Genomic DNA, 17,836 nt, shown 5'->3' on the forward strand with positions numbered 1-17,836 from the left:
GCGGCCGAGGCCGGGCATGGATCTCGAACGACCGTGCGGGCGGAGCCGGTGGGCGATCCGGCGCGCCGCATAGTCTGCGGGCGACGCCGCGGAACCGGCCGCGGCCACGGAGAGCGAAAGCGAGTGCCCGCCATGGATCTTCACCTGATGCAGCAGGTCAAGCGACTGTTCGCATGGGCGGACGCGGACGACGAGACCCGCAACATGGAGCTGCACATGCAGGTCGCGTTCGGGCTGCTCGCGGAGCAGGGGCGGACGACGCAGCCGAAGTGGCAGCTCTCCGAGGATGAATTGGAGGCCCGCGAACGGCCGTTGGTCCGGGATGTGCAGCTGACGCAGGCCTACCGGTGGGAGCGCGCGGCGTTGGCGACGAAGATCGCGCGTAGTTTGCACTGCTCCTTCGCGTGGATCGGGTCGCTGACGCAGGACGCTCCGACGGTCGGGCTCTTCGTCGGGTGCGCGCCGCACGTGGACCGGGCACGGCTGCTCTTCGAGCTGATCGACCCGGACCTGCGCTTGCTCACCCGCTTCATCGGGCCGCCGGATGGAAAGGGCACGGGGCCGAACGGCGCCCCGTCCGGCGATGGCATGGACTTCTACCGCTCCCGCTCTTCGGCGATGCTCGACGTCGCCGTGTGGGTCGGAGAAAGGCTCCATGAGACGGAGGCCCTCGCAGCCGCCCGGGGTGGGCTCATCAATGACTTCGCCGTGGATCTGCAGTTGGCGGAGCGCTACGTCGACGAAATGTGGGGCGACACCGTCAACGTGCTCGCGCGCACGGAAGGGCTTCCGGATCTTCCGATGGTCGATGGCCTGCCGGCGGAGCGATTCCGCGAGTTCATGGAGGAGATCGAAGAACTCGAGGAGCTGGCGGGCGAAGGCCTCGACGATGACGACGATGCCGAGGACGATGAGTTCGACGACGACGCCGATTTTGACGAAGACGACGAGTTCGACGAGTGCGACGATCCGGATGGCGACGCCGGTGGCGAGTCATACGGTGGCATCAACTTCGGCATTCTGTTCGGGGGAAACGACGAAGGTGAAGATGAAGACGACGGGGACGACGAAGACGAGGAAGGGGAGGACGGCGAGGAAGGGGAAGACGCGGACGAGGAGGAAGGAGCGGCTCCGGAGGAGTGGGAAAAAGAGTGGGATGAAGCGGTCATCGGCGACGCGTCCCAGGGGCTTGAAGATTCCGAGGAGCCCGGAGAAGACGACGTCGACGGGGTGTGGCGCGACGCGGAGGACGCCGGCGAAAACCTCGGAGACGTGCCGCTGTTCAGCCTCTTCGATGTGGAACCGCCCGCGGAGTCGTCGATCATCGATGCCACGTGGGTCTACTTCGTCGAAGACGAGGAGGGCAACGACGTCGACCCCTGCCTGATCCGGTTCGGCGCCGCGGGCTGGCAGTTGTACTACCCGGCGATGGATGAGTGGTTCGGCGATCCCGTCCTCGAGGAAATGGCGCTGGAATCCGGTCTGTTCAGATCCGCGACCCGCGAAGAGGCGGAGGATTGGGTCGACTTGCTGGCAGACCCATTCGCGGAAGTCGAGGGGGTCACGCGGCGCAGCGTCAGCGGCGAAGTGGAGAAGTGCATGGAGGATGGGATGGACGAGGAGACCGCACGGCACGTCGTCCGCCTGCGCTGGGGAAACCTCCCCGATGCGCTGCTGTCCGAATGAGCGCCTCGCCCCATCGGTGCCCATGCGGTGTCCGCGGGGTGCCCATGCGGTGCTCGTCCGGTGGCGTCAGGTGAACCCTCGACACGGTATGCCCTAGGGGGTATGATGGGCGCCATCAAGCCGACATGTCGCCGCCGACGGCGACGGGACAAGGAGCGATCATGGCCGAGAACACCGCAGGACCGAACTTCACCGGCAACACCCAGGGCGCCGACCCCCACGCCGGCGTCGACGCCGCGGAGCGCATGGGCATCGGCACCATCGTCCACGGCGACTTCGACGAGGTCGCCGACCGCACCCGCCAGGCCATCGCCGACGGCGGCTTCGGCGTCCTCACCGAAATCGACGTCACCGCCACGCTGAAGAAGAAGATCGACCGCGACATCGAGCGCATCCTCATCCTCGGCGCGTGCAACCCGACCTTCGCCGCACAGGCCCTCGACGCCTCCCGCGACATTTCGCTGGTCATGCCCTGCAACGTCGTCGTCCGCGAGGACCTCGCCCACGGCGGCGACGCCATCCGCGTCACCGCCCTCAACCCCTCCGCCATGGGCGAGATGGCCGGCGTCGAAGGCCTCGACGACATCATGGCCGAGGCCACCAAGATGATGACCGCCATCATCGACTCGCTGAAGTAAACCCCCGCTGAAGTAACCCCCGCTGGAGTTAAAGGCTCGCCGGAGCAGCCGCCCCGCCATCGCGGGCGGCCCCGCTCCCACGGCGAAAAACGACGCGGCGCCGGATTTCTCCGGCGCCGCGTCGTCGTCAAGCGGAAACTACCTGCCCAGCAGCTTGCCCAGGCGCTGGGGGTCCTCGCCCGCCCGGCGCATCACCGTCAGGTACAGCGGGCGCGCGAAACGCTTGAAGTACCAGCTCACGGTCGCGCCGCGGTCGGGGGTGATCACCTGGCGGCGGGCGTCGATGCCCCGCATCGCGCGCTCGGCGACCTCGGCGGCCGTCAGGGGTGCCTTGGTCAGCAGCGTGCGGGCGAAGTCGTCGGCCTCGGCGTCGTCGCCGCTCAGCGAGCTGGCCAGGTTCGACCGGAAGAACTGCGGGCAAATGGCCGACGTGGTGATGCCGCGGTCGCGCAGCTCGAAGTCCACCGTCTCCGCCAGGGCGACGACGGCCGCCTTCGTGGCGTTGTACGTGGACATCTTGAAGGCGTGGACCAGGCCGGCGCTGGAAGCGGTCATGACGATCTGCGCACCGCGCGGCAGCAACGGCACGAACGCGCGGCATCCGCGCACCGCGCCGAGCAGGTTGATCTCCAGCGCCCGGTGCCACGTGTCCATGCTGACGTTCTCGATCGCGCCGCCGACCGCGATGCCGGCGTTGAGCACCAGCACGTCCACCGCGCCGACCTCGGAGGCCGCCGCGGCCCAGTCCTCGTCGGAGGTCACGTCCAGCTTGCGGTAGGTGCAGTTGTCGCCGAGCTTTGCGACGGCCTCGTTCGCCGCATCATGCAGATCCGTCGCGATGACGTGATCGCCGCGCGCGATGAAGAGCTTCGCCAGTTCCAGGCCGAAACCCGACGCCGCGCCGGTGATGAGGACGCGCCGCGGCCCGCGGGGAGCCTCGGGGCGGCCGATGAGCCCGGCGGAGGACGCGGCGGCCAGGCCCGCGGCACCGACGAGCCCGGCGACGGCGGCCTTGCGTACGGGATTCTTGGATTTGGGGGATGAAGCGTTCATGGCCCGAACGCTAGTGGAGCCATGCGCGGACCGTTGCAGATTTCCTCCATCCGTCCAACTGTCGCGCTGGCCGCCCAACTGACGCGCTGGCCGTCCGGCAGTCGCGCGGAGGAAAGGTTCAGGCGGTCAACGATCCTGCGGGGTCTGGTCGACGAGGTCGCCGTCGCCCGGAATCTCATTGGCCGGCCGCGGCGGGATCGCCCGGATCTGGTTGCGGCCAAGGCCCGGCCCGAACTGCCGCGGCGGCAGGATGACTTCGCGGCCCAGTCGCAGCGACTCCTCGATGGCGGCGAAGATGCGCACGTCGGCCAGCCCTTCGCGCCCGTCCGGCTCGGGGCGGACGCCGGCGCACACGCAGTCGATGAAGTAGCGGGTCTCGCCCGCGAACTGGTCCACGGAATCGGCGACGTGGCGCCGCGAGCCGCGGTCCGTGGTCAGCGTCCAGTTGCGCGGCGGTTCCGGCGCGAAGCCGTAGCAGGAGTCCGACGTGATGGTGCCCTTCGCGCCGACCAGCTGGAACGTGTCCAGGTTCGCGCCGTTGTAGCTGAGCGTGTACTGCGCGATGCGATCGCCGGGGAAGCGCAGCGTGACGCCGACGCCGTCCCGGAAATCGAAGTTGCGGCCCCGCGAGCTGACTCCCATGGCGTGGACGTGCGTGGGTTCGGCGCGGAAGAGGTGGCGCACCATGTTCAGCGGGTACGCGCCGAAATCGGGCACCGGTCCGCCCCAGAAGCCGGAGTGGCCGCGGTGATTGCCCTCGGCGATGTCGTGGCTGAACGTCGAGGTGAACGTGCGGGTGTCGCCGATGGCGCTGCGGGCGACCATGTCCGCCAGCTCGACCATGTAGGCGTCCTGGTGCATGCGGTAGGCGACCATCAGCGTCGCGCCCGTGCGTTCGGAGGCGGCGATCATCGCCTCGCAGTCCGCCACGGAGTCGGCCATCGGCTTCTCCAGCAGCACCGGGATGCCGGCGTCGAGCGCGGGCTCGGCGAACTCGCGGTGCCGGAACACCGGCGTGGCCACGTAGATGCCGTCGATGTCGCCGCGCTCGAGCAGCTGCGGGAATTCGTCGTAGGCGTAGACGGCGACGTCGTCGGCGGTGGCCCGGCCGTCGGTGCCCGGATCGTCGTCGGGTGCGGCGCCGGCCCCTTCGCGGTCGGCGACGGCCCGCGCCTTCTCGTCCGAGCCGGTCACCACGGCGGCGATCACGGCATCGGGCAGGCTGCGCAGCGCGGGAATGAACGCCTGCTGCGAGATTTGGCCGACGCCGACGACGGCGAAGCGGAAGGGGGCGTCGGAGGTGGCTGAGGTCTGGTTAATGTCGCTCATCATCGCCGACGGTACCGACGCTGCGGAGGCGCCGCCATGATCGAGCCGCCAGCTGTTTTCCGCGATCCCGGCGAGGCCGGCCCGGTCGGCCGCGGCCCCTTTGGCCAACCCACCCCGAATTGCGCTTCGCCACCACAACCTCCGTCGCTAACCCACCCCGAATTGTGAAACCCACCTGTCATGACGGGTGGGTTAAGCGGGTTCGGGGTGGGTTAATGAGCGGGTGCGCTGCGCCGGGTGAGCTGGTGCCCCGGTGGCGGCGCTCGCTACCCGCCGAGGCGCAACAGCTAGACGGGGAGGGTCGGCGAAGTGGTGTCGCCGTTTTCTTCCTCGAATTCCGCGGGGCCCTCGAGGCCTCCCAGGAGTTCGGTGTCGTCGATGTCGCGTTGGGCGGGCTTGCCCATCGCAGCTTCCACCAATGCGAGGATGCGGCGGCGACGGTCGGTGAAGAAGCTGACGAAGTCCGCGTTGCGCAGTGTTTCGGGGGCGATCTGATGTGACGCGATGATGGCGTCCAGCTTCTCGGAATCTAGCCGCGCCCGCTTTTCAAGTTTCGGCACGTAATCCTGGGGAGATGATCCGCCAATGGCAATGTTCGTGGCCCGACCCAGCGGAGTCTTGTTGACGATGCTGTCCCGGAGGTGCGGGTCAATGCCCTTGTCGTCGCACCACTTTCGGGGGAATACGTGGTGGATGTCGACGTCCAGGTCAAGGAACGTCGCGTCGTTGAAGTTCCGGGCGGTCGCCCAGTCCTGGCATTCGTGCTGCATGAGCAGGGCGTATATCCCCTTGTATGCGGCAGCGTTGCGGGTTTTCAGGCTGACCAGGCGGGACTCCACGAAACTGGACTGCTTGATCGTGTGTGGCAGAGGAACCTCGCCGGTTTCATCGGTGGCCCATTCGGGTACCTCATCGACGTCCCAGGCGAAACGGGTTTCCGTGGTGCTTCCGTACATCTCGCCCAACACGCCGCACCAATACCACTGGGAAATCCGCTCGAAAACTCCGTGGATATCGGCCCGTTCACCGAGAATCGCGCGGATCGTGAGCAGCGGAATCAGCTGGGTCCCGTAGGGGATGTCGAATGCGGTGTGGATCCTGTTGCGCTTGAGGAAGGCGGCGACCCATTTGAGCGCGCCCCGGATCCGATCCGCCGCCGCGACGTAATCACGGAGATCGAGGCGAAGGATGTCCTCCCGTCGTGCGGAAGTGCGACCGGGGCGGTCGTGGTTCACAAGCAGCGTCACCGCCGTCAGGAACTCGGATCGGCCCACGTACTCCAGAACCGGGCTGGATCGGAGAATTTCTTCCGTCTTCTTCCAATCGTCGACGAGCCGGAAATCGTGCCCGTGCTCCTCGAAGTAGTCCCCGTCACCGGCGAATGTCGCCGTCAGCAACTCGAAGACGTTGAGGGGCAGCCCGCCCGTATTCACCTTCTCGAAAACGGTCGCCACGGCGCCCTTCGGCGTTTCTCTGTCGAGTTTGATGGCCGGCAGCCGGTATTGCATGAGGGGATTCATGATTCGGTTCGAAAACTTGGTCTGCAGTTCCGCGTTTCCCTCGGAGGCGGCGACCTTCGCCAACACCGAGTGAATCGTTCCCGAGAAGATGGAGGACATGGGGACGCATAGATGCTCGATCCACTTGTCCTCCGTCGATAGATCGAGGTCGATGTCGCGGTTGAAATTCGAGCGGATCACACCGTCGGGCGGAGTCATGAACACGGCATCGTCGGGGATTTCCTCGGATTCGAGCGCCTTGTTCAGGTCGAGGAAGTACCTGCGCTGGACCTTCTTTCGGCGGTCCGTTTCGGTTTCGACTATCCCGTCGCCCCACAGAGACTGGAAGAGCGAGGTGAGCCGTTGCTGCCCGTCCAAGATCAAGAGCGACGGCTCGTTTTTGGCTGCCTCCGGGGGCGCTCCGGTGATCGGGCGCGGCTTGAACCGGACCATGGAGTTGGCGGTATCGAGAGCCATCAGGGAGCCCATCGGGTAACCGCGGAGAACGGTGATGAGCAAAGCCCGGATTCGCTCTTCGTCCCACTTGTAGCCGCGCTGGAAATCGGGAAGCTGGATCTCGCCGGTTTCGACTTTCCGCAGGAGATCCGAGAGGGGGTACTGGGGCGTTTCGAAACCCATGGCATACGTCCTTGCTCGGTCGCATCGAAGACTTGGATACCGCCAGGTTAGGTGAATTCACGTGCCCCCGTCCGGGCCCGCGCACCGCTGCCCGAGAGCGTGGGGTGGGATATAACCGGAAGTCCCGGCCATTTCATCATTGGCCCGCACCGTCCCCGCGAGAAGCAGCCGAGGCCCGACATGAGCGACCACTCCTTTGCCGTCATCGACTTGGAGACCACCGGATTCTCCAACTCGGACAGGATCATCGAAATCGGGGTGGTGCTGACGGACTCCGCCGGCAAGGTGCAGAAGCGCTGGCGCACGCTGGTCCAGCCGAACCGCGGTTTCGACAACGGCTTCGTCCACGGCATTTCCCCGTCGGATCTCGTCGACGCCCCGCTGTTCGAGGACGTCGCGCTGCGAGTGGCGGACCTGCTCAACGGCCGCGTCATCGTCGCCCACAACGCGTCGTTCGAGAAGCGGTTCCTGGCCCTCGAATTCGCGCGCGCCGGACTGGAGCTGCCCGAATCCGGCGCGTGGCTGCTGGACACGGTGGCGGCGGCGAAGAACATCCTGCCGGGCCCCTCGTACAAGCTCTCCGCGTGCCTGGACAGCATCGGCGTGACGAACGGCGCCGCGCATTCCGCGCTGTCCGACGCCGACGCCACCGCGCACCTGTTGGAGCACCTGCTCCCGTGGATGGCCGCCGACCTCGAGTACGTCGAGCCCCTCCGGTTCGACGACTTCGACCTCGCGGTCCTGCCTGCGTCGACCGCGCCGCTGCTGGTGCGTGACGACGGCTTGTTCGCCGACGACGAGGACACCGAAGCCGAGTCCGACGACTGGATGCGCCGCATCACGGCCGCCGCCCCGGGCATCGGGGACGAGGCCGCCGACGCGTACATGGGGCTCCTCGCCGACGCGATGGTCGATGACCGCCTCGACGCCGATGAAATCGCGCGCCTGCTGGATGCGGCGCATCAATTGGAGCTTTCCGACGACGACGTCGCCGCCCTCCACGAGCAGTACCTCAAGCAGGTCTCGATCGAGGCGTGGGCCGATGGCGTCGTGACCCCGGAAGAGCGGGAACGGCTGCTGGCCATCGCGGACGAACTGTCCGTCGGCCGTGCGGCGGCGTCGGTGTGGCTGGCCGAACCGCTCGGGCAGTGGCGCGTCGTCAGCCGGGACGGGGACGGCGAAAGCGCAGAAGCCGACGATGAAGAGTCCGGCGGCGAGCTCGTCGACGTCGTCCTGCGGCCGGGCGACCGGGTCACGTTCACCGGTGCGATGGCCATTTCCCGCGAAGAATGGGAGCGCCGCGCCACCGACGCGGGGCTCGACGTGGGCGGGGTGTGCAGGCGCAGCCGGGTCCTCGTCGCCGCCGACGTTGAATCGAGGTCCGGCAAAGCGAAGAAGGCCCGCGAGATCGGGGTGCCGATCATCGGCGAGCGCGAGTTCGCGAAGGCCCTCGCCGCGATGCCGGCGCCCGGGGAGACCGAGGAGACCGGGGAGCCCCGCGAACGCGGCGAAGGAGAAGCCGCGGAGGACGTCGCGGCCACGTCGGCCGTCGACTCGGCGGACGCGGCGGACGCGGCGGACTCGGCGATCCTCGACCTCGGGCGGCTTTTCCCCTGGTCGGCCGATGTCCCGCACCGCGTGGCCGATGCGTCGGACATCGTCGAAACGTGGCTGTCGTCGCGCGCCGATGCTCCGCTGCACGCCATGTCGCCGGTGCTCGACCCCGCCACCCGGCCGGAAGGGGTCGACGTCGGCCTGAAGACCACCATGACCTGGTTCACCGCGTACCCGGAACCTCTCGCCGCTTCGGTGGAGGACCTCCGGGATCTGCGCCACGTCGGCCGGGTGAAGGTTCGGTCGTTCGTCTACGCGACGGTGCTCCAGGCCATCGATGACGCCGAGCTTCTCGACGGCCACCCGGAAACCCCGGACGTCGCCTCGGATTTCTACGGCGTGGACGGGGAACCCGAGGGCGTCGCCGCGGACGAACTGGACCCCGCCGACATCGTGGCGGGGTGGGCCGCGCTGGTCGGCGGGTGGCCGTCGTCAAGCGAAAAGGAGCCCCCCGCCGCCCTGCCGGAGATCGTGCGCGACGCCCTGGAGACCGTGGGGGACCCGGCCGAGCGGGTCATCGGCCGCGCGCTGGCCGAGATCGATCGTGCCGTCGGCGTGGACGATCTCAGGCGGGCGGCGATCCTCGATGGGCGCATCATGGACGGCAAAACGCTCGCCGAGCTCGGGGAGGATTTCGGGGTGACGCGCGAGCGCATCCGTCAGCTGGAGGCGGCGCTCCGCCGTGATCTCCGCGAGGCGGGACCGGCGTGCGGGCTCGTTCATTCCGCCGTCGCGCACCGTTTCGGCCCGTGCGCGCCCGTCGAGGAAATCGCGGCCGCGCTGCCGGGCCTCCGGCGGCACCCGGACTGCGCGAATTCGACGCTGCTGGATCTGCTGCCGCTGACCGCGGACGGCGGCGCCCCCGAGTGGCGCGTGGACGAGGGCTGGCTGCTCGCCGGGGACGTGGACGACCGGATCGCGGCGGCGTTGGCGGCGAACGCCGACCGCCACGGGATCGCGGGCGTGGCCGAGGTCGCCGAAGCCGTCGGGCTCCGCGAGGACACGCTGGCCGCGCGCCTGGCCGCGACGACCAGGTGCGAAGTCCGCGACGGGATGATCCTGACCGGGATCGGCAGCATCCCGGAACGCGCGGCCACCGAGTTGGCGCTGGCGGGCGAGCCCCTGACCACCGACCAGCTGACGGAGCTGATCCCGGATCGGTCGCCCCGCTCCATCGTCAACGCCCTGTCCGTCTCCGATCTGACGCGGCGCTGCGCCGTCGACACGTGGGCGCTCGCCGAATGGGAGATGGAGGAGTGGACGTCGATCGTCGACTTCATCAAACGCCGGATCGCGGAATCCGACTCGGGCGAGGTGCCGCTGGACGGGCTGGCCGCCGAGGCCGCCGAGCTGGGCGTGAAGCCCGGGTCGGTCCACGCCTACGCCGCGACGCCCGAGTTCACCGTGGCCGATGGCATGGTGCGCCTGGCCGAGGACCTCGACGAGGTCGACATCGATGCCACGCCCGAAGAGTCGAAGGCGCTGTACCTGCGCGACGGCGCGTGGAGGCTGCTGGTCACCGTCACACGCGATCATCTCCGCGGTTCGGGGACCGGGGTGCCCGGCGGCGTGGTGGCCGTGCACGGGCTGCGGTACGGGCAGGCCGCGGAGTTGCCGAGCCGGCTTGGCCCGCAGCGTCTCTCGTGGTCGGGAGTCTCGACCTCGACGGGCACCGTCTCGCGCTTCATGGAGGACCTCGGGTGCGCCGAGGGGGATCGGGTGTGGCTGGTCTTCGGCGAAGAGTTCGACGTCGTGCCGGCGACGCCTCGCCGGGACGGGCTCACGGGCGTCGCCGAGCTCCTCAACGCCACGGGACTGGACGACGTGTGCGACGCCGCGGACGTCGACGAGGCGCTCGCCGCCGTCAACGAGGCCGTGGGGCTGCCGGCTGATGCAGCACGCCGAAAGACCGTCTCCCGCTTCCGGCACCGGCGCGACGACGACCTCGCCGAGCTGGTCAGGGAGCTGTGAACCGGCCGCCGTCCGGTTCCTGCTTCCTCAGCGAACCCGGTCGCTCCAGCTTTTCCGGCCACTCCGGCTCTTCCGGCTGCTCCAGCTTTTCCGTCGGTTCCAGCTTTTTCAGCGCCGCCCCGTACCGCGCGCGCAGCTTTTCCGCGCGGGCGCGTTCCGCCGCAGTGGCGGTCGGCAGATTGCCCAGGCCACCGTGGTTGTCGCGGACGTCGGCGAGCTTGATCGCCCGGGATTCCTCGCCGGCGGCCGCCCGCTCGACGAAGTCCGGGTAGCTTTCGCCGGGCCGGCGGGTCACCGCTTCGACATGCTTGACGACGCCCGCGTCCAGCCGGCCGCGCTCTTCCTCCCAGAGCTCCGGATGATCCTCGGCGACGTCGTGAAGCAAAGCGGCCGCGACCATGTCGGGGGAGCCTCCGACGGCGTCGACCATTTCGGCGACGCGCTCGACATGGCGCAGGTACGGTTCGTCGGAGCCGCCGGGGCCCGGGCGAACGTCATCGCGGTGCGCGCGGGCGGCGAGTGCGTGGGCGGCGCGGATCATGGCGTCGGGGTGCGCGGAGAAGTCCGTCATGGGGCCAGATTAGGTGCGATCGCGCGGCGGGTGCGCGGGCCCATGGTGGTCGAGTTCGGCTGCGCCCACCAGTGGATTTCATGGTATGGGATTTACGTCTCATATAGTGGACGCATGACGATGCTCAACCACAACCCTCCGCACGACCCGTCGGGTGCACCGGCCACGGAGCAGAACGGGCACGCCGAGAACCGGGCCGAGGAGCGTTCCGCCGCCATCGCGGTCGTCGCGTTCCCGGCGTTCATCCTCATCGGCGCCGTCATCGCCTTCTTCGTGCCGGAACCGTTCGTGCCCATCGGCGGGTACATCACGTACGCGTTGATGGTGATCATGTTCTGCATGGGCCTGACGCTGACCATCCCCGACCTGAAGGTCGTCGCCCGCCGCCCCTGGCCCATCGCCATCGGCGTGGTCGGCCAGTTCGTGATCATGCCGCTGGCCGCCGTCGCCGTGTCGAAGATGCTCGGACTGAACCCGATGCTCGCCATCGGCCTGCTCATGCTCGGCTCCGTCCCGGGCGGCACCGCCTCCAACGTCATCGCGTACCTGGCCAAGGGGGACGTGGCGCTGTCGGTGGCCATGACGTCGGTGTCTACGCTGCTGTCGCCGATCGTCACGCCGATCATCATGCTGCTGCTCGCGGGGGAGGAGACCCCCGTCGACGGCGCCGGCATCGCGTGGACGCTGGCCCAGACCGTGCTCATCCCGGTCCTCGGCGGCCTGGTCATCCGCGTGCTGTTCGACGAGGTCGTCGACAAGCTGCTGCCGATCCTGCCGTGGCTGTCCATCCTCGGCATCGGCGCCGTGGTGTTCCCGGCCGTGGCGAAGTCCGCCGACACCCTGCGGACCGTGGGCCTGCTGGTCATCGGCGCGGTGATCCTGCACAACCTGTTCGGCTACGTGCTCGGCTACGCCACCGCGCGGGTGCTCAAGCTCCCGCCGGCGGCCTGCCGCACCACCGCCATCGAGGTCTCCACCCAGTCGGCCGGTCTGGCGTCGGGCATGTCGGGCAAGTTCTTCGCGCCCGAAGCCGCGATCCCCGGCGCCATCGCCGCGGTGTGGCACAACGTCGCCGGCGCCATCTTCGCCGCCGGCGCGCGCAAGCTGGCCGAGCGCAAGGCGGCTGAGCGGCCCGCGGCGGAGAGCGGGACGGCCGAGCGGAGCGCCGCGGAAACGTCGTCGGAGTAGGCGGAACCGGCGCCGGAACAGTTCGAGGTGCAGTAGTCCAACGCGCGGTGGCCCGAGTGGTGCGAGTCCGCGTTCCGGCGACGCGCTCGGGTAACGCTCCCCGGGAATTCCCCGGGTCCCGGTGCCGTTGCACGGGTCATGCGCATCGATATTTGGTCCGACGTCGTCTGCCCGTTCTGCTGGATCGGCAAGCGGCACCTGGAACGAGCCCTAGAAGAGTTCCGCGCCGAGCATCCCGACGCCGAGGTGGAGATCCTCTGGCGGGCGTTCCAGCTCGATCCCAACGCGGCCGCCGAGTCCTCCGAGACGGTTCCCGAGATGATCGCCCGGAAGTACTCCATCCCGTTCGAGGCCGCCGTGGAATCCCAGGAGCAGATCGCGGCGCAGTTCGAGGCGGTCGGCCTCGAGTTCAACTGGCGCGACGCCAAGGCCGGCAACACCTTCGACGCCCACCGGCTGGCCGCGATGGCATCCGACCGCGACCTCGACGACGAAGCCGACGAAGCCCTGAAGAAGGCGTACTTCACCGACGGTCGCCTCGTGTCCGACCATGCCGTGCTCCGCGAGGTCGGCGAGTCGATCGGGCTGCCCGGCGACGAGGTAGCCGCCATGCTCGCGTCCGACGAATACTCGCTCGACGTGCGCCATGACATGACCATCGCCCAGGGCCTGGGCATTTCCGGCGTGCCCTTCTTCGTCTTCGACGGCAAGTTCGCGGTCAACGGCGCCCAGCCGGTCGCGGTGTTCCGTCAGGCACTGGACACCGCGTGGGTGGAGTCGCAGAAGGAGGACGCCGAGGATGGGGGCGATGCCCGATCGCGGGAGGCGGGGGTGGAGAACGACGCAGCCGGTGACGCCACGGCCCCCGGCGCCGCCGGAAACCCCGACTGCTCGGATGGCTCCTGCTCCGTGCAGCAGCAGATTTAGTGCCCTTGACCTGGAAAATTTTATATCCGCCGAAATCTTTTTCCCGAATTCGGCCTAGTCGCGCCCGCTCACTTATATAGTCCCCGCAAAAGAAACATGTCGCCGTCTCCGGAACCGGTCAGTTTCGGAGGACGACGCCGAGTCAACCGGAAGTGAGCGGACGAATGGGACATGTGAAGAAGGCCAGATTCATCGGGATCCTCGCGGGAGGCTTGATCGTTGCGGCGGGCACCGGCGTCGCCATGGCGCAGGGAGGCATCTCCGCCAACCTCGCCCTGTCCGGCACCGTGATGAAGATGACCGTCGACGACCTCGTCGGCGACCAGTCGAGCCTGTTCGTCGGGCCCGAGAAGGTCGGGGAGGGCCAGGCCGGGGTGTCCAAGCTCCGTTTCGGCGACGCCTCGGGCACCAACGTCTGCATGTCGGCGCCGCTGGGCGAGATCCCCGGCGTCGGCAACGCCACGTTCAAGCTCGTCGTCCCCGGCAAGAACTTCGCGGCGGACAACCTCCTGATCGGCGCCACGGACATCAATGGTGCCCTGACCCTGTACAAGCCGCAGATCGGCATCGACGCCCACCAGGTCGACGGCCGGGCCAATCCCGGCAGCTGGGGTCTGGCGGCCACGCAGATGGTGGTCCAGGACCAGAAGCTCCTGGCCACGTCGGTGGCGGCGGACTCGCTGACCATCGCCGGGGCGAAGATCACAATCGAAACCGGGGAGAACGGTGGCTGCTGACGCGAATCCCGGACCCTTCAACGACCCCTCGTACGGCCCCGCCGGCAATCGCCGCGCCGACGCCGACGCCACGGATCAGTTTCCCGCTGCGGCCGCGGGGCAGTCTCACGCAGCTGCCGCGGATCAGTATCCCGCTCCGGCCGCCCAATCGAGTGCCGAACCTGCCACCGCAGCGGCGCCGGCAACAAACGCAGATGCCGACGTCGACACTTCCGCCCAAGCCACGTCCGACGGTCCGCGCGGCCGCTCCTTCACCAAGTGGCGGAAGGAGCGCCCCTTCGGCGCCGGCCTGTGCATGATCCTCGGCGGCGCCGTGATCCTCACGCCCACCTATCTGACCATCGAGATCCAGGGCATCCTGATCAACATCGCTACGATCTCGGGCGTCTCGACGCTGCTCATCGGCGTGCTGCTCATCGTCTGCGGCGTGTTGACGTGGCGCGGCGGCGACGTGCGCATCCTCACCGGCGTCACCGCCCTGATCCTGGCGATCGTCGCCCTGCCGACCTCGAACTTCGGCGGCTTCATCCTGGGCACGGGCCTCGCCCTCGTCGGCGGCGCGCTTGCGCTGTCGTGGAGCCCGGAGGAGAAGCCGGAGGCCGAGGAAAGCAAGTCCGGCAAGCGCAGGGCCAAAGGCAAAGGTCGGGCCAAGGACAAGCCCAAGAGCAAGGCCGAAGCCAAGGAAGCCAAAAAGGCCATGAAGGCCGACAAGGCCGAGAAGAAGTCCCGCCGCTCCAACGGCCGCCGGGGTGCACAGGGGGCGGCGTCGATCGCCGCCGCCGTGGCACTGGTGGGAGCCATTGCGGGCACCCCCGCCGTGACGCCGCCCGCGGCGTGGGCCGCCCCCGCACCCTGGCGGATCCCGGGGATCCCCGACCAGCTGATGCCGCCCGCCGCACCCGAGGGGCCGCTCCCGGCTCCGGCGCTGCCCGGCGGGGAAGGCCTGCCGTCGCCAAGCGACATCCTGCCGGACCTGCCCGGGTCTTCCGGTTCGGAGGAGGGCGTCGCGGGGATCACCCTGAACGACCCGCCCGCCCCGCGCGAGGGAGAGCTGGCGGTGTCGGACACGATGGAAACCATCACCGCCGATTCCGTGCGGATGCTGGGCAACGTGCGGCTGTCCGAAACCGCCGTCACCGTCCCGTCGGGCGAGGTCGTGCAGGCGCTCCGATTCGACGCCGACCGCGTCGTGCTGGACAACCTGGGGCTGGCGGTGGACGGGTCGAACATCGGCATGACCACCGGCCCGGGCGAGATTTCGACGCTGACCGGCAACTTCCACATCATCGTCCGGTCGCTCACGGTCACGCCGGCGGCCGAATCCGCCGAGCTGATCCCGATCACCATCGACGCCCGGTGGATCGACGACAACGCGCTGAAGGCGCTGGGCGCGAAGTCCCTCGGGCTGCCCGACAAGCTCAGCGACGAGCTGATCATGCGCAACGTCAGCCTGGAGACTTTCATCGTCCGGTCGGACGAACTCGATCTGCCGCCGTCGGCGAGGATCGCCTGATCCACCCGCGCGGCCGGCCCGTGACGGCCCCGTGACCGCGACGGCCCCGTGACCGCGACGGTCCCGGGGCCGACACTGCCCCCCGGGGACCGCCGATCAGGCGATGGTCACCAGCATGGCCGAACCGGCGTCGGCCGCGCCGCCGTAGAACCCCGCGAGCTCGGAGAACCGGCGGCGCAGGTCGGCGGCGTCGTCGTCGGAAAGCGTTGCGGCGACGCCGTTGTCGCTCATCCGCGCGTCGAAGTCGACGGTGCGCAGCGCCTCTGCGATCTCGCCGACGCGGCCCGGTTCGAGCACCGACGTCAGGGGTTCGCGGCACACTCGCTCGCCGCCGAGGATCGACTCGCCCAGCGGATCGCCGACCGTCTGCCCGTCCAGCGGATTGCCGGTCAGCGCCAGCAGCACGTCCTCCCACGCGGTGTCGAGGTCGAACGCGGCGTCCTCGCCGACGGCCTCGAAATACCCGAAGATCACCTCGCCCGTCGCCCGGTCATCGCCGGCTTCGGCGAGTTTGCGCAGCTCGGCGATCTCGTCGTCGCCCAGGCGCACGTATTCGGCGCACATTCCCATCGGCATCGCGTCATCCTCTCCGTTCGGACGGTTGGGCAGACGAGTCTAGGGGACCGGGCTTTGCGACGGCCGCCGACGCGACGGGCAGCCGGGTCGGAGAATTCACCGTCCCCGAGTCGCCCGGCCCGCGGGTGGCCCCGGCGAAGCGGCGGGATGGCGTTTCGACGGGGAAACCATATGGTGAATGCATGATCCGCTTCGCATTCCCCCATCGGCGCAATCGCCCGGCCCTCGCGGCCGCGGCGGTTTTCTCCGCGATCGCGGTGACCGGGTGCGGCGTCACGATCGACGCCAGTCGCTCGGGAGCGGAGCAGCCGTCCGCCGCGGACGAGGGGCCGGTGACCGTCACGTCGATCGTCGAGCGCCCCGCCGACGGCGCGGGAAACCGGCCGGAGCCCACGCGGCACCCGCAGGCCACGCGCGCGAATGAGAACGCGGGGGACACCGGGATGCGGGGTTCCGACAACCCGATGGGGTACGCCACCAGCGCGCCGACGTCATCGGGAACCGTGCGGGCCTCGTCCCCGTCGTGCGACTCGCGGGGGATCCTGATCCTGGAATCCGTGCTCGTCCACCCCGGGGATGATGCGCGCAGCTCCATCGGTGCGGCGCTCGACCGCAACCCGGGCAGCGAGTTCACCGTCCCGGGCGCGTGCCCGTCGCTGCGGTCGCGGGTCGACGGCGCCGACGTCTACGCCGTGTACGTCGACTACGGGAACGACACGGGTGCACTGTGCAGTGCGGCGGCGAGGACCGGCGGCAACGCGAGGGTGTTGAGCGACCGCGCCGAATACGTCAGCCCCTGCTGAAGTCCCCGTTGATCGGCGGGCGTCGCTAAGCCGGAGGGGCCAGAGGTCGGCGGAGCGTCGCCGGCTCGTTACCCCGCCCTGAACCCGCCGCCGGCGCGTTAACCCCCCCAGATCCCGCCGCGGGCGCGTTAACCCGCCCTGAACCCGCCGCCGGTTGGTTAACCCACCCCGAATGCGTACACCCACCCCCTGTAACGGGTGGGTCAGCGCATTCGGGGTGGGTCTGCGACCGGGGTTGCGGTGGCCGGGTGGCTCGACTCCCGTGGGCGTCGAAAAGCCGAAGGGGGGCCTAGAGGTCGGCGGCCCATCGCTCGGCGAACATCTCCAGAACGCGGGCGCGGCCGATGCCGATGTCGGTGCGGCGCCGCTTCGCGACGTCGACGACGGTGATCCGCCTGGCGAGTTCATCTATCTCATCGCGGTGCGCGGACCAGAAGCGGTGGAGGAATGCCAGAGACGCATCGTTGGGGGTGGCGAACGCGGCATTCGGGACGTCCCCGCCCGCGAGGTCGCCCATTGCCCGGGCGAAGCTCGCGCCGAACCCGGGCAGGCAGCCGAACGCGCCCATCAGCGTGCGCGACGCCGCGGTGGCGGTGCCGTCGGCGCCGGGGACCAGGACGTCGGAAAGCTCGCGGTGGGCGTCGAGCAGCCGCCCGCGCTTCTTCCTCTTGGCGTAAGCGTCGACGTCGAGGCCGGCGATCTTCTTCGCGTGCGCGGCCAGCACGTCGGCGGCGGACTCGAAGACCATGGCGTTCGACGAGGTCAGCAGGGGAGACGCGCCCTGGATGAGGCCCTGCGCGGCCAAGTAGGCGGCGATGTGCAGGCCGTTGCGCTCGCGCTGTTTGCGCTTGCCCGACAGTTTCGCGCCGGCGAAGTGCAGGCGGCAAATGTCCCAGGAGAGGTGCCGCAGCCGGTCGGGGTCGGAGCCGTCGGCGAACGGCTCGTCGGGGCCGCAACCGCGGTAGGCGGCGACGGCATCGGAAATGGTGCCCTCGGATAGTTCGCGCATGAACCCAGTTTACGCCCGTGACGAGGCATTTCGGTGGGCTCGGGGGTGCCTCGGTGCCGAGGTGGGGCAGGGTGGCGGGAGCG

General features: G+C 69.1%; 14 protein-coding genes. 8 read left to right on the forward strand and 6 right to left on the reverse strand.

What is annotated here, in order from left to right; all coding sequences use genetic code 11:
* The first annotated feature begins 147 nt into the window (after window positions 1-147).
* Both CHAN_RS04045 and CHAN_RS04050 read left to right on the forward strand, forming a co-directional pair.
* On the forward strand, window positions 148-1,686 hold the full coding sequence (locus tag CHAN_RS04045) for a hypothetical protein (protein WP_290292054.1): 1,539 nt from the start codon (window positions 148-150) through the stop codon (window positions 1,684-1,686).
* Window positions 1,687-1,847: 161 nt separating this feature from the next.
* Window positions 1,848-2,324: a DUF302 domain-containing protein gene (locus CHAN_RS04050; RefSeq protein WP_241485426.1), complete on the forward strand. Its 477-nt coding sequence runs from the start codon at window positions 1,848-1,850 to the stop codon at window positions 2,322-2,324.
* 138 nt (window positions 2,325-2,462) lie between these two features.
* Here CHAN_RS04050 and CHAN_RS04055 read toward each other — a convergent pair whose 3' ends face one another.
* The 3 genes from CHAN_RS04055 to CHAN_RS04065 form a co-directional block, all read right to left on the reverse strand.
* Entirely contained in the window at window positions 2,463-3,377 is a 915-nt protein-coding gene (locus CHAN_RS04055) for an SDR family NAD(P)-dependent oxidoreductase (RefSeq protein WP_290292056.1), read from the reverse strand.
* Between the two features lie 126 nt (window positions 3,378-3,503).
* The gene (locus tag CHAN_RS04060; RefSeq protein WP_290292057.1) at window positions 3,504-4,706 is read right to left on the reverse strand and encodes a Gfo/Idh/MocA family protein; all 1,203 of its coding nucleotides are present in this window, start codon (window positions 4,704-4,706) and stop codon (window positions 3,504-3,506) included.
* Between the two features lie 287 nt (window positions 4,707-4,993).
* Window positions 4,994-6,844 (reverse strand): GmrSD restriction endonuclease domain-containing protein, encoded by a 1,851-nt coding sequence (locus CHAN_RS04065; protein ID WP_290292059.1) that lies wholly within the window; start codon window positions 6,842-6,844, stop codon window positions 4,994-4,996.
* A gap of 180 nt (window positions 6,845-7,024) precedes the next feature.
* On the opposite strand from CHAN_RS04065, the gene CHAN_RS04070 reads away from it, so the two are divergent.
* On the forward strand, window positions 7,025-10,429 hold the full coding sequence (locus CHAN_RS04070) for an exonuclease domain-containing protein (protein WP_290292061.1): 3,405 nt from the start codon (window positions 7,025-7,027) through the stop codon (window positions 10,427-10,429).
* Here CHAN_RS04070 and CHAN_RS04075 read toward each other — a convergent pair.
* On the reverse strand, window positions 10,416-11,000 hold the full coding sequence (locus CHAN_RS04075; protein ID WP_290292063.1) for an HD domain-containing protein: 585 nt from the start codon (window positions 10,998-11,000) through the stop codon (window positions 10,416-10,418). The genes CHAN_RS04070 and CHAN_RS04075 overlap by 14 nt on opposite strands.
* Before the next feature lie 114 nt (window positions 11,001-11,114).
* Between CHAN_RS04075 and CHAN_RS04080 the strand changes: the two genes are divergently transcribed.
* The 4 genes from CHAN_RS04080 to CHAN_RS04095 all read left to right on the forward strand — a co-directional run bounded on the left by CHAN_RS04080 (window position 11,115) and on the right by CHAN_RS04095 (window position 15,365).
* Window positions 11,115-12,188, forward strand: coding sequence for a bile acid:sodium symporter family protein (locus tag CHAN_RS04080; protein WP_290292065.1), 1,074 nt, complete (start codon window positions 11,115-11,117; stop codon window positions 12,186-12,188).
* Window positions 12,189-12,326: 138 nt separating this feature from the next.
* A complete protein-coding gene (locus CHAN_RS04085; RefSeq protein ID WP_290292067.1) occupies window positions 12,327-13,115 on the forward strand; it encodes a DsbA family oxidoreductase in 789 nt (262 codons plus the stop codon).
* 164 nt (window positions 13,116-13,279) lie between these two features.
* Window positions 13,280-13,852, forward strand: a complete 573-nt coding sequence (locus tag CHAN_RS04090; RefSeq protein ID WP_290292069.1) for a DUF6230 family protein — start codon at window positions 13,280-13,282, stop codon at window positions 13,850-13,852.
* Window positions 13,842-15,365 (forward strand): DUF6114 domain-containing protein, encoded by a 1,524-nt coding sequence (locus CHAN_RS04095; RefSeq protein WP_290292071.1) that lies wholly within the window; start codon window positions 13,842-13,844, stop codon window positions 15,363-15,365. The genes CHAN_RS04090 and CHAN_RS04095 overlap by 11 nt, the downstream gene beginning before the upstream one ends.
* Window positions 15,366-15,461: 96 nt before the next feature.
* On the opposite strand, the gene CHAN_RS04100 is transcribed toward CHAN_RS04095, so the two are convergent.
* Window positions 15,462-15,941: a DUF1877 family protein gene (locus CHAN_RS04100; RefSeq protein ID WP_290292073.1), complete on the reverse strand. Its 480-nt coding sequence runs from the start codon at window positions 15,939-15,941 to the stop codon at window positions 15,462-15,464.
* Between the two features lie 182 nt (window positions 15,942-16,123).
* On the opposite strand from CHAN_RS04100, the gene CHAN_RS04105 reads away from it, so the two are divergent.
* Window positions 16,124-16,744: a hypothetical protein gene (locus tag CHAN_RS04105; protein WP_290292074.1), complete on the forward strand. Its 621-nt coding sequence runs from the start codon at window positions 16,124-16,126 to the stop codon at window positions 16,742-16,744.
* A 289-nt stretch (window positions 16,745-17,033) separates the two neighbouring features.
* Here the strand turns inward: CHAN_RS04105 and CHAN_RS04110 are convergent, their stop codons facing one another.
* On the reverse strand, window positions 17,034-17,753 hold the full coding sequence (locus CHAN_RS04110; protein ID WP_290292077.1) for a hypothetical protein: 720 nt from the start codon (window positions 17,751-17,753) through the stop codon (window positions 17,034-17,036).
* Between the last annotated feature and the right edge of the window lie 83 nt (window positions 17,754-17,836).

It is taken from the genome of Corynebacterium hansenii (genome assembly GCF_030408795.1).
Lineage (GTDB): Bacteria > Actinomycetota > Actinomycetes > Mycobacteriales > Mycobacteriaceae > Corynebacterium > Corynebacterium hansenii.

Coding starts and splice junctions, on each gene's coding strand:
- CHAN_RS04075 (WP_290292063.1), bottom strand. CDS start 11,000: ATGACGGACTTCTCCGCGCACCCCGACGCCATGATCCGCGCCGCCCAC.
- CHAN_RS04105 (WP_290292074.1), top strand. CDS start 16,124: ATGATCCGCTTCGCATTCCCCCATCGGCGCAATCGCCCGGCCCTCGCG.
- CHAN_RS04055 (WP_290292056.1), bottom strand. CDS start 3,377: ATGAACGCTTCATCCCCCAAATCCAAGAATCCCGTACGCAAGGCCGCC.
- CHAN_RS04060 (WP_290292057.1), bottom strand. CDS start 4,706: ATGAGCGACATTAACCAGACCTCAGCCACCTCCGACGCCCCCTTCCGC.
- CHAN_RS04070 (WP_290292061.1), top strand. CDS start 7,025: ATGAGCGACCACTCCTTTGCCGTCATCGACTTGGAGACCACCGGATTC.
- CHAN_RS04045 (WP_290292054.1), top strand. CDS start 148: ATGCAGCAGGTCAAGCGACTGTTCGCATGGGCGGACGCGGACGACGAG.
- CHAN_RS04050 (WP_241485426.1), top strand. CDS start 1,848: ATGGCCGAGAACACCGCAGGACCGAACTTCACCGGCAACACCCAGGGC.
- CHAN_RS04110 (WP_290292077.1), bottom strand. CDS start 17,753: ATGCGCGAACTATCCGAGGGCACCATTTCCGATGCCGTCGCCGCCTAC.
- CHAN_RS04065 (WP_290292059.1), bottom strand. CDS start 6,844: ATGGGTTTCGAAACGCCCCAGTACCCCCTCTCGGATCTCCTGCGGAAA.
- CHAN_RS04100 (WP_290292073.1), bottom strand. CDS start 15,941: ATGCCGATGGGAATGTGCGCCGAATACGTGCGCCTGGGCGACGACGAG.
- CHAN_RS04080 (WP_290292065.1), top strand. CDS start 11,115: ATGACGATGCTCAACCACAACCCTCCGCACGACCCGTCGGGTGCACCG.
- CHAN_RS04085 (WP_290292067.1), top strand. CDS start 12,327: ATGCGCATCGATATTTGGTCCGACGTCGTCTGCCCGTTCTGCTGGATC.
- CHAN_RS04090 (WP_290292069.1), top strand. CDS start 13,280: ATGGGACATGTGAAGAAGGCCAGATTCATCGGGATCCTCGCGGGAGGC.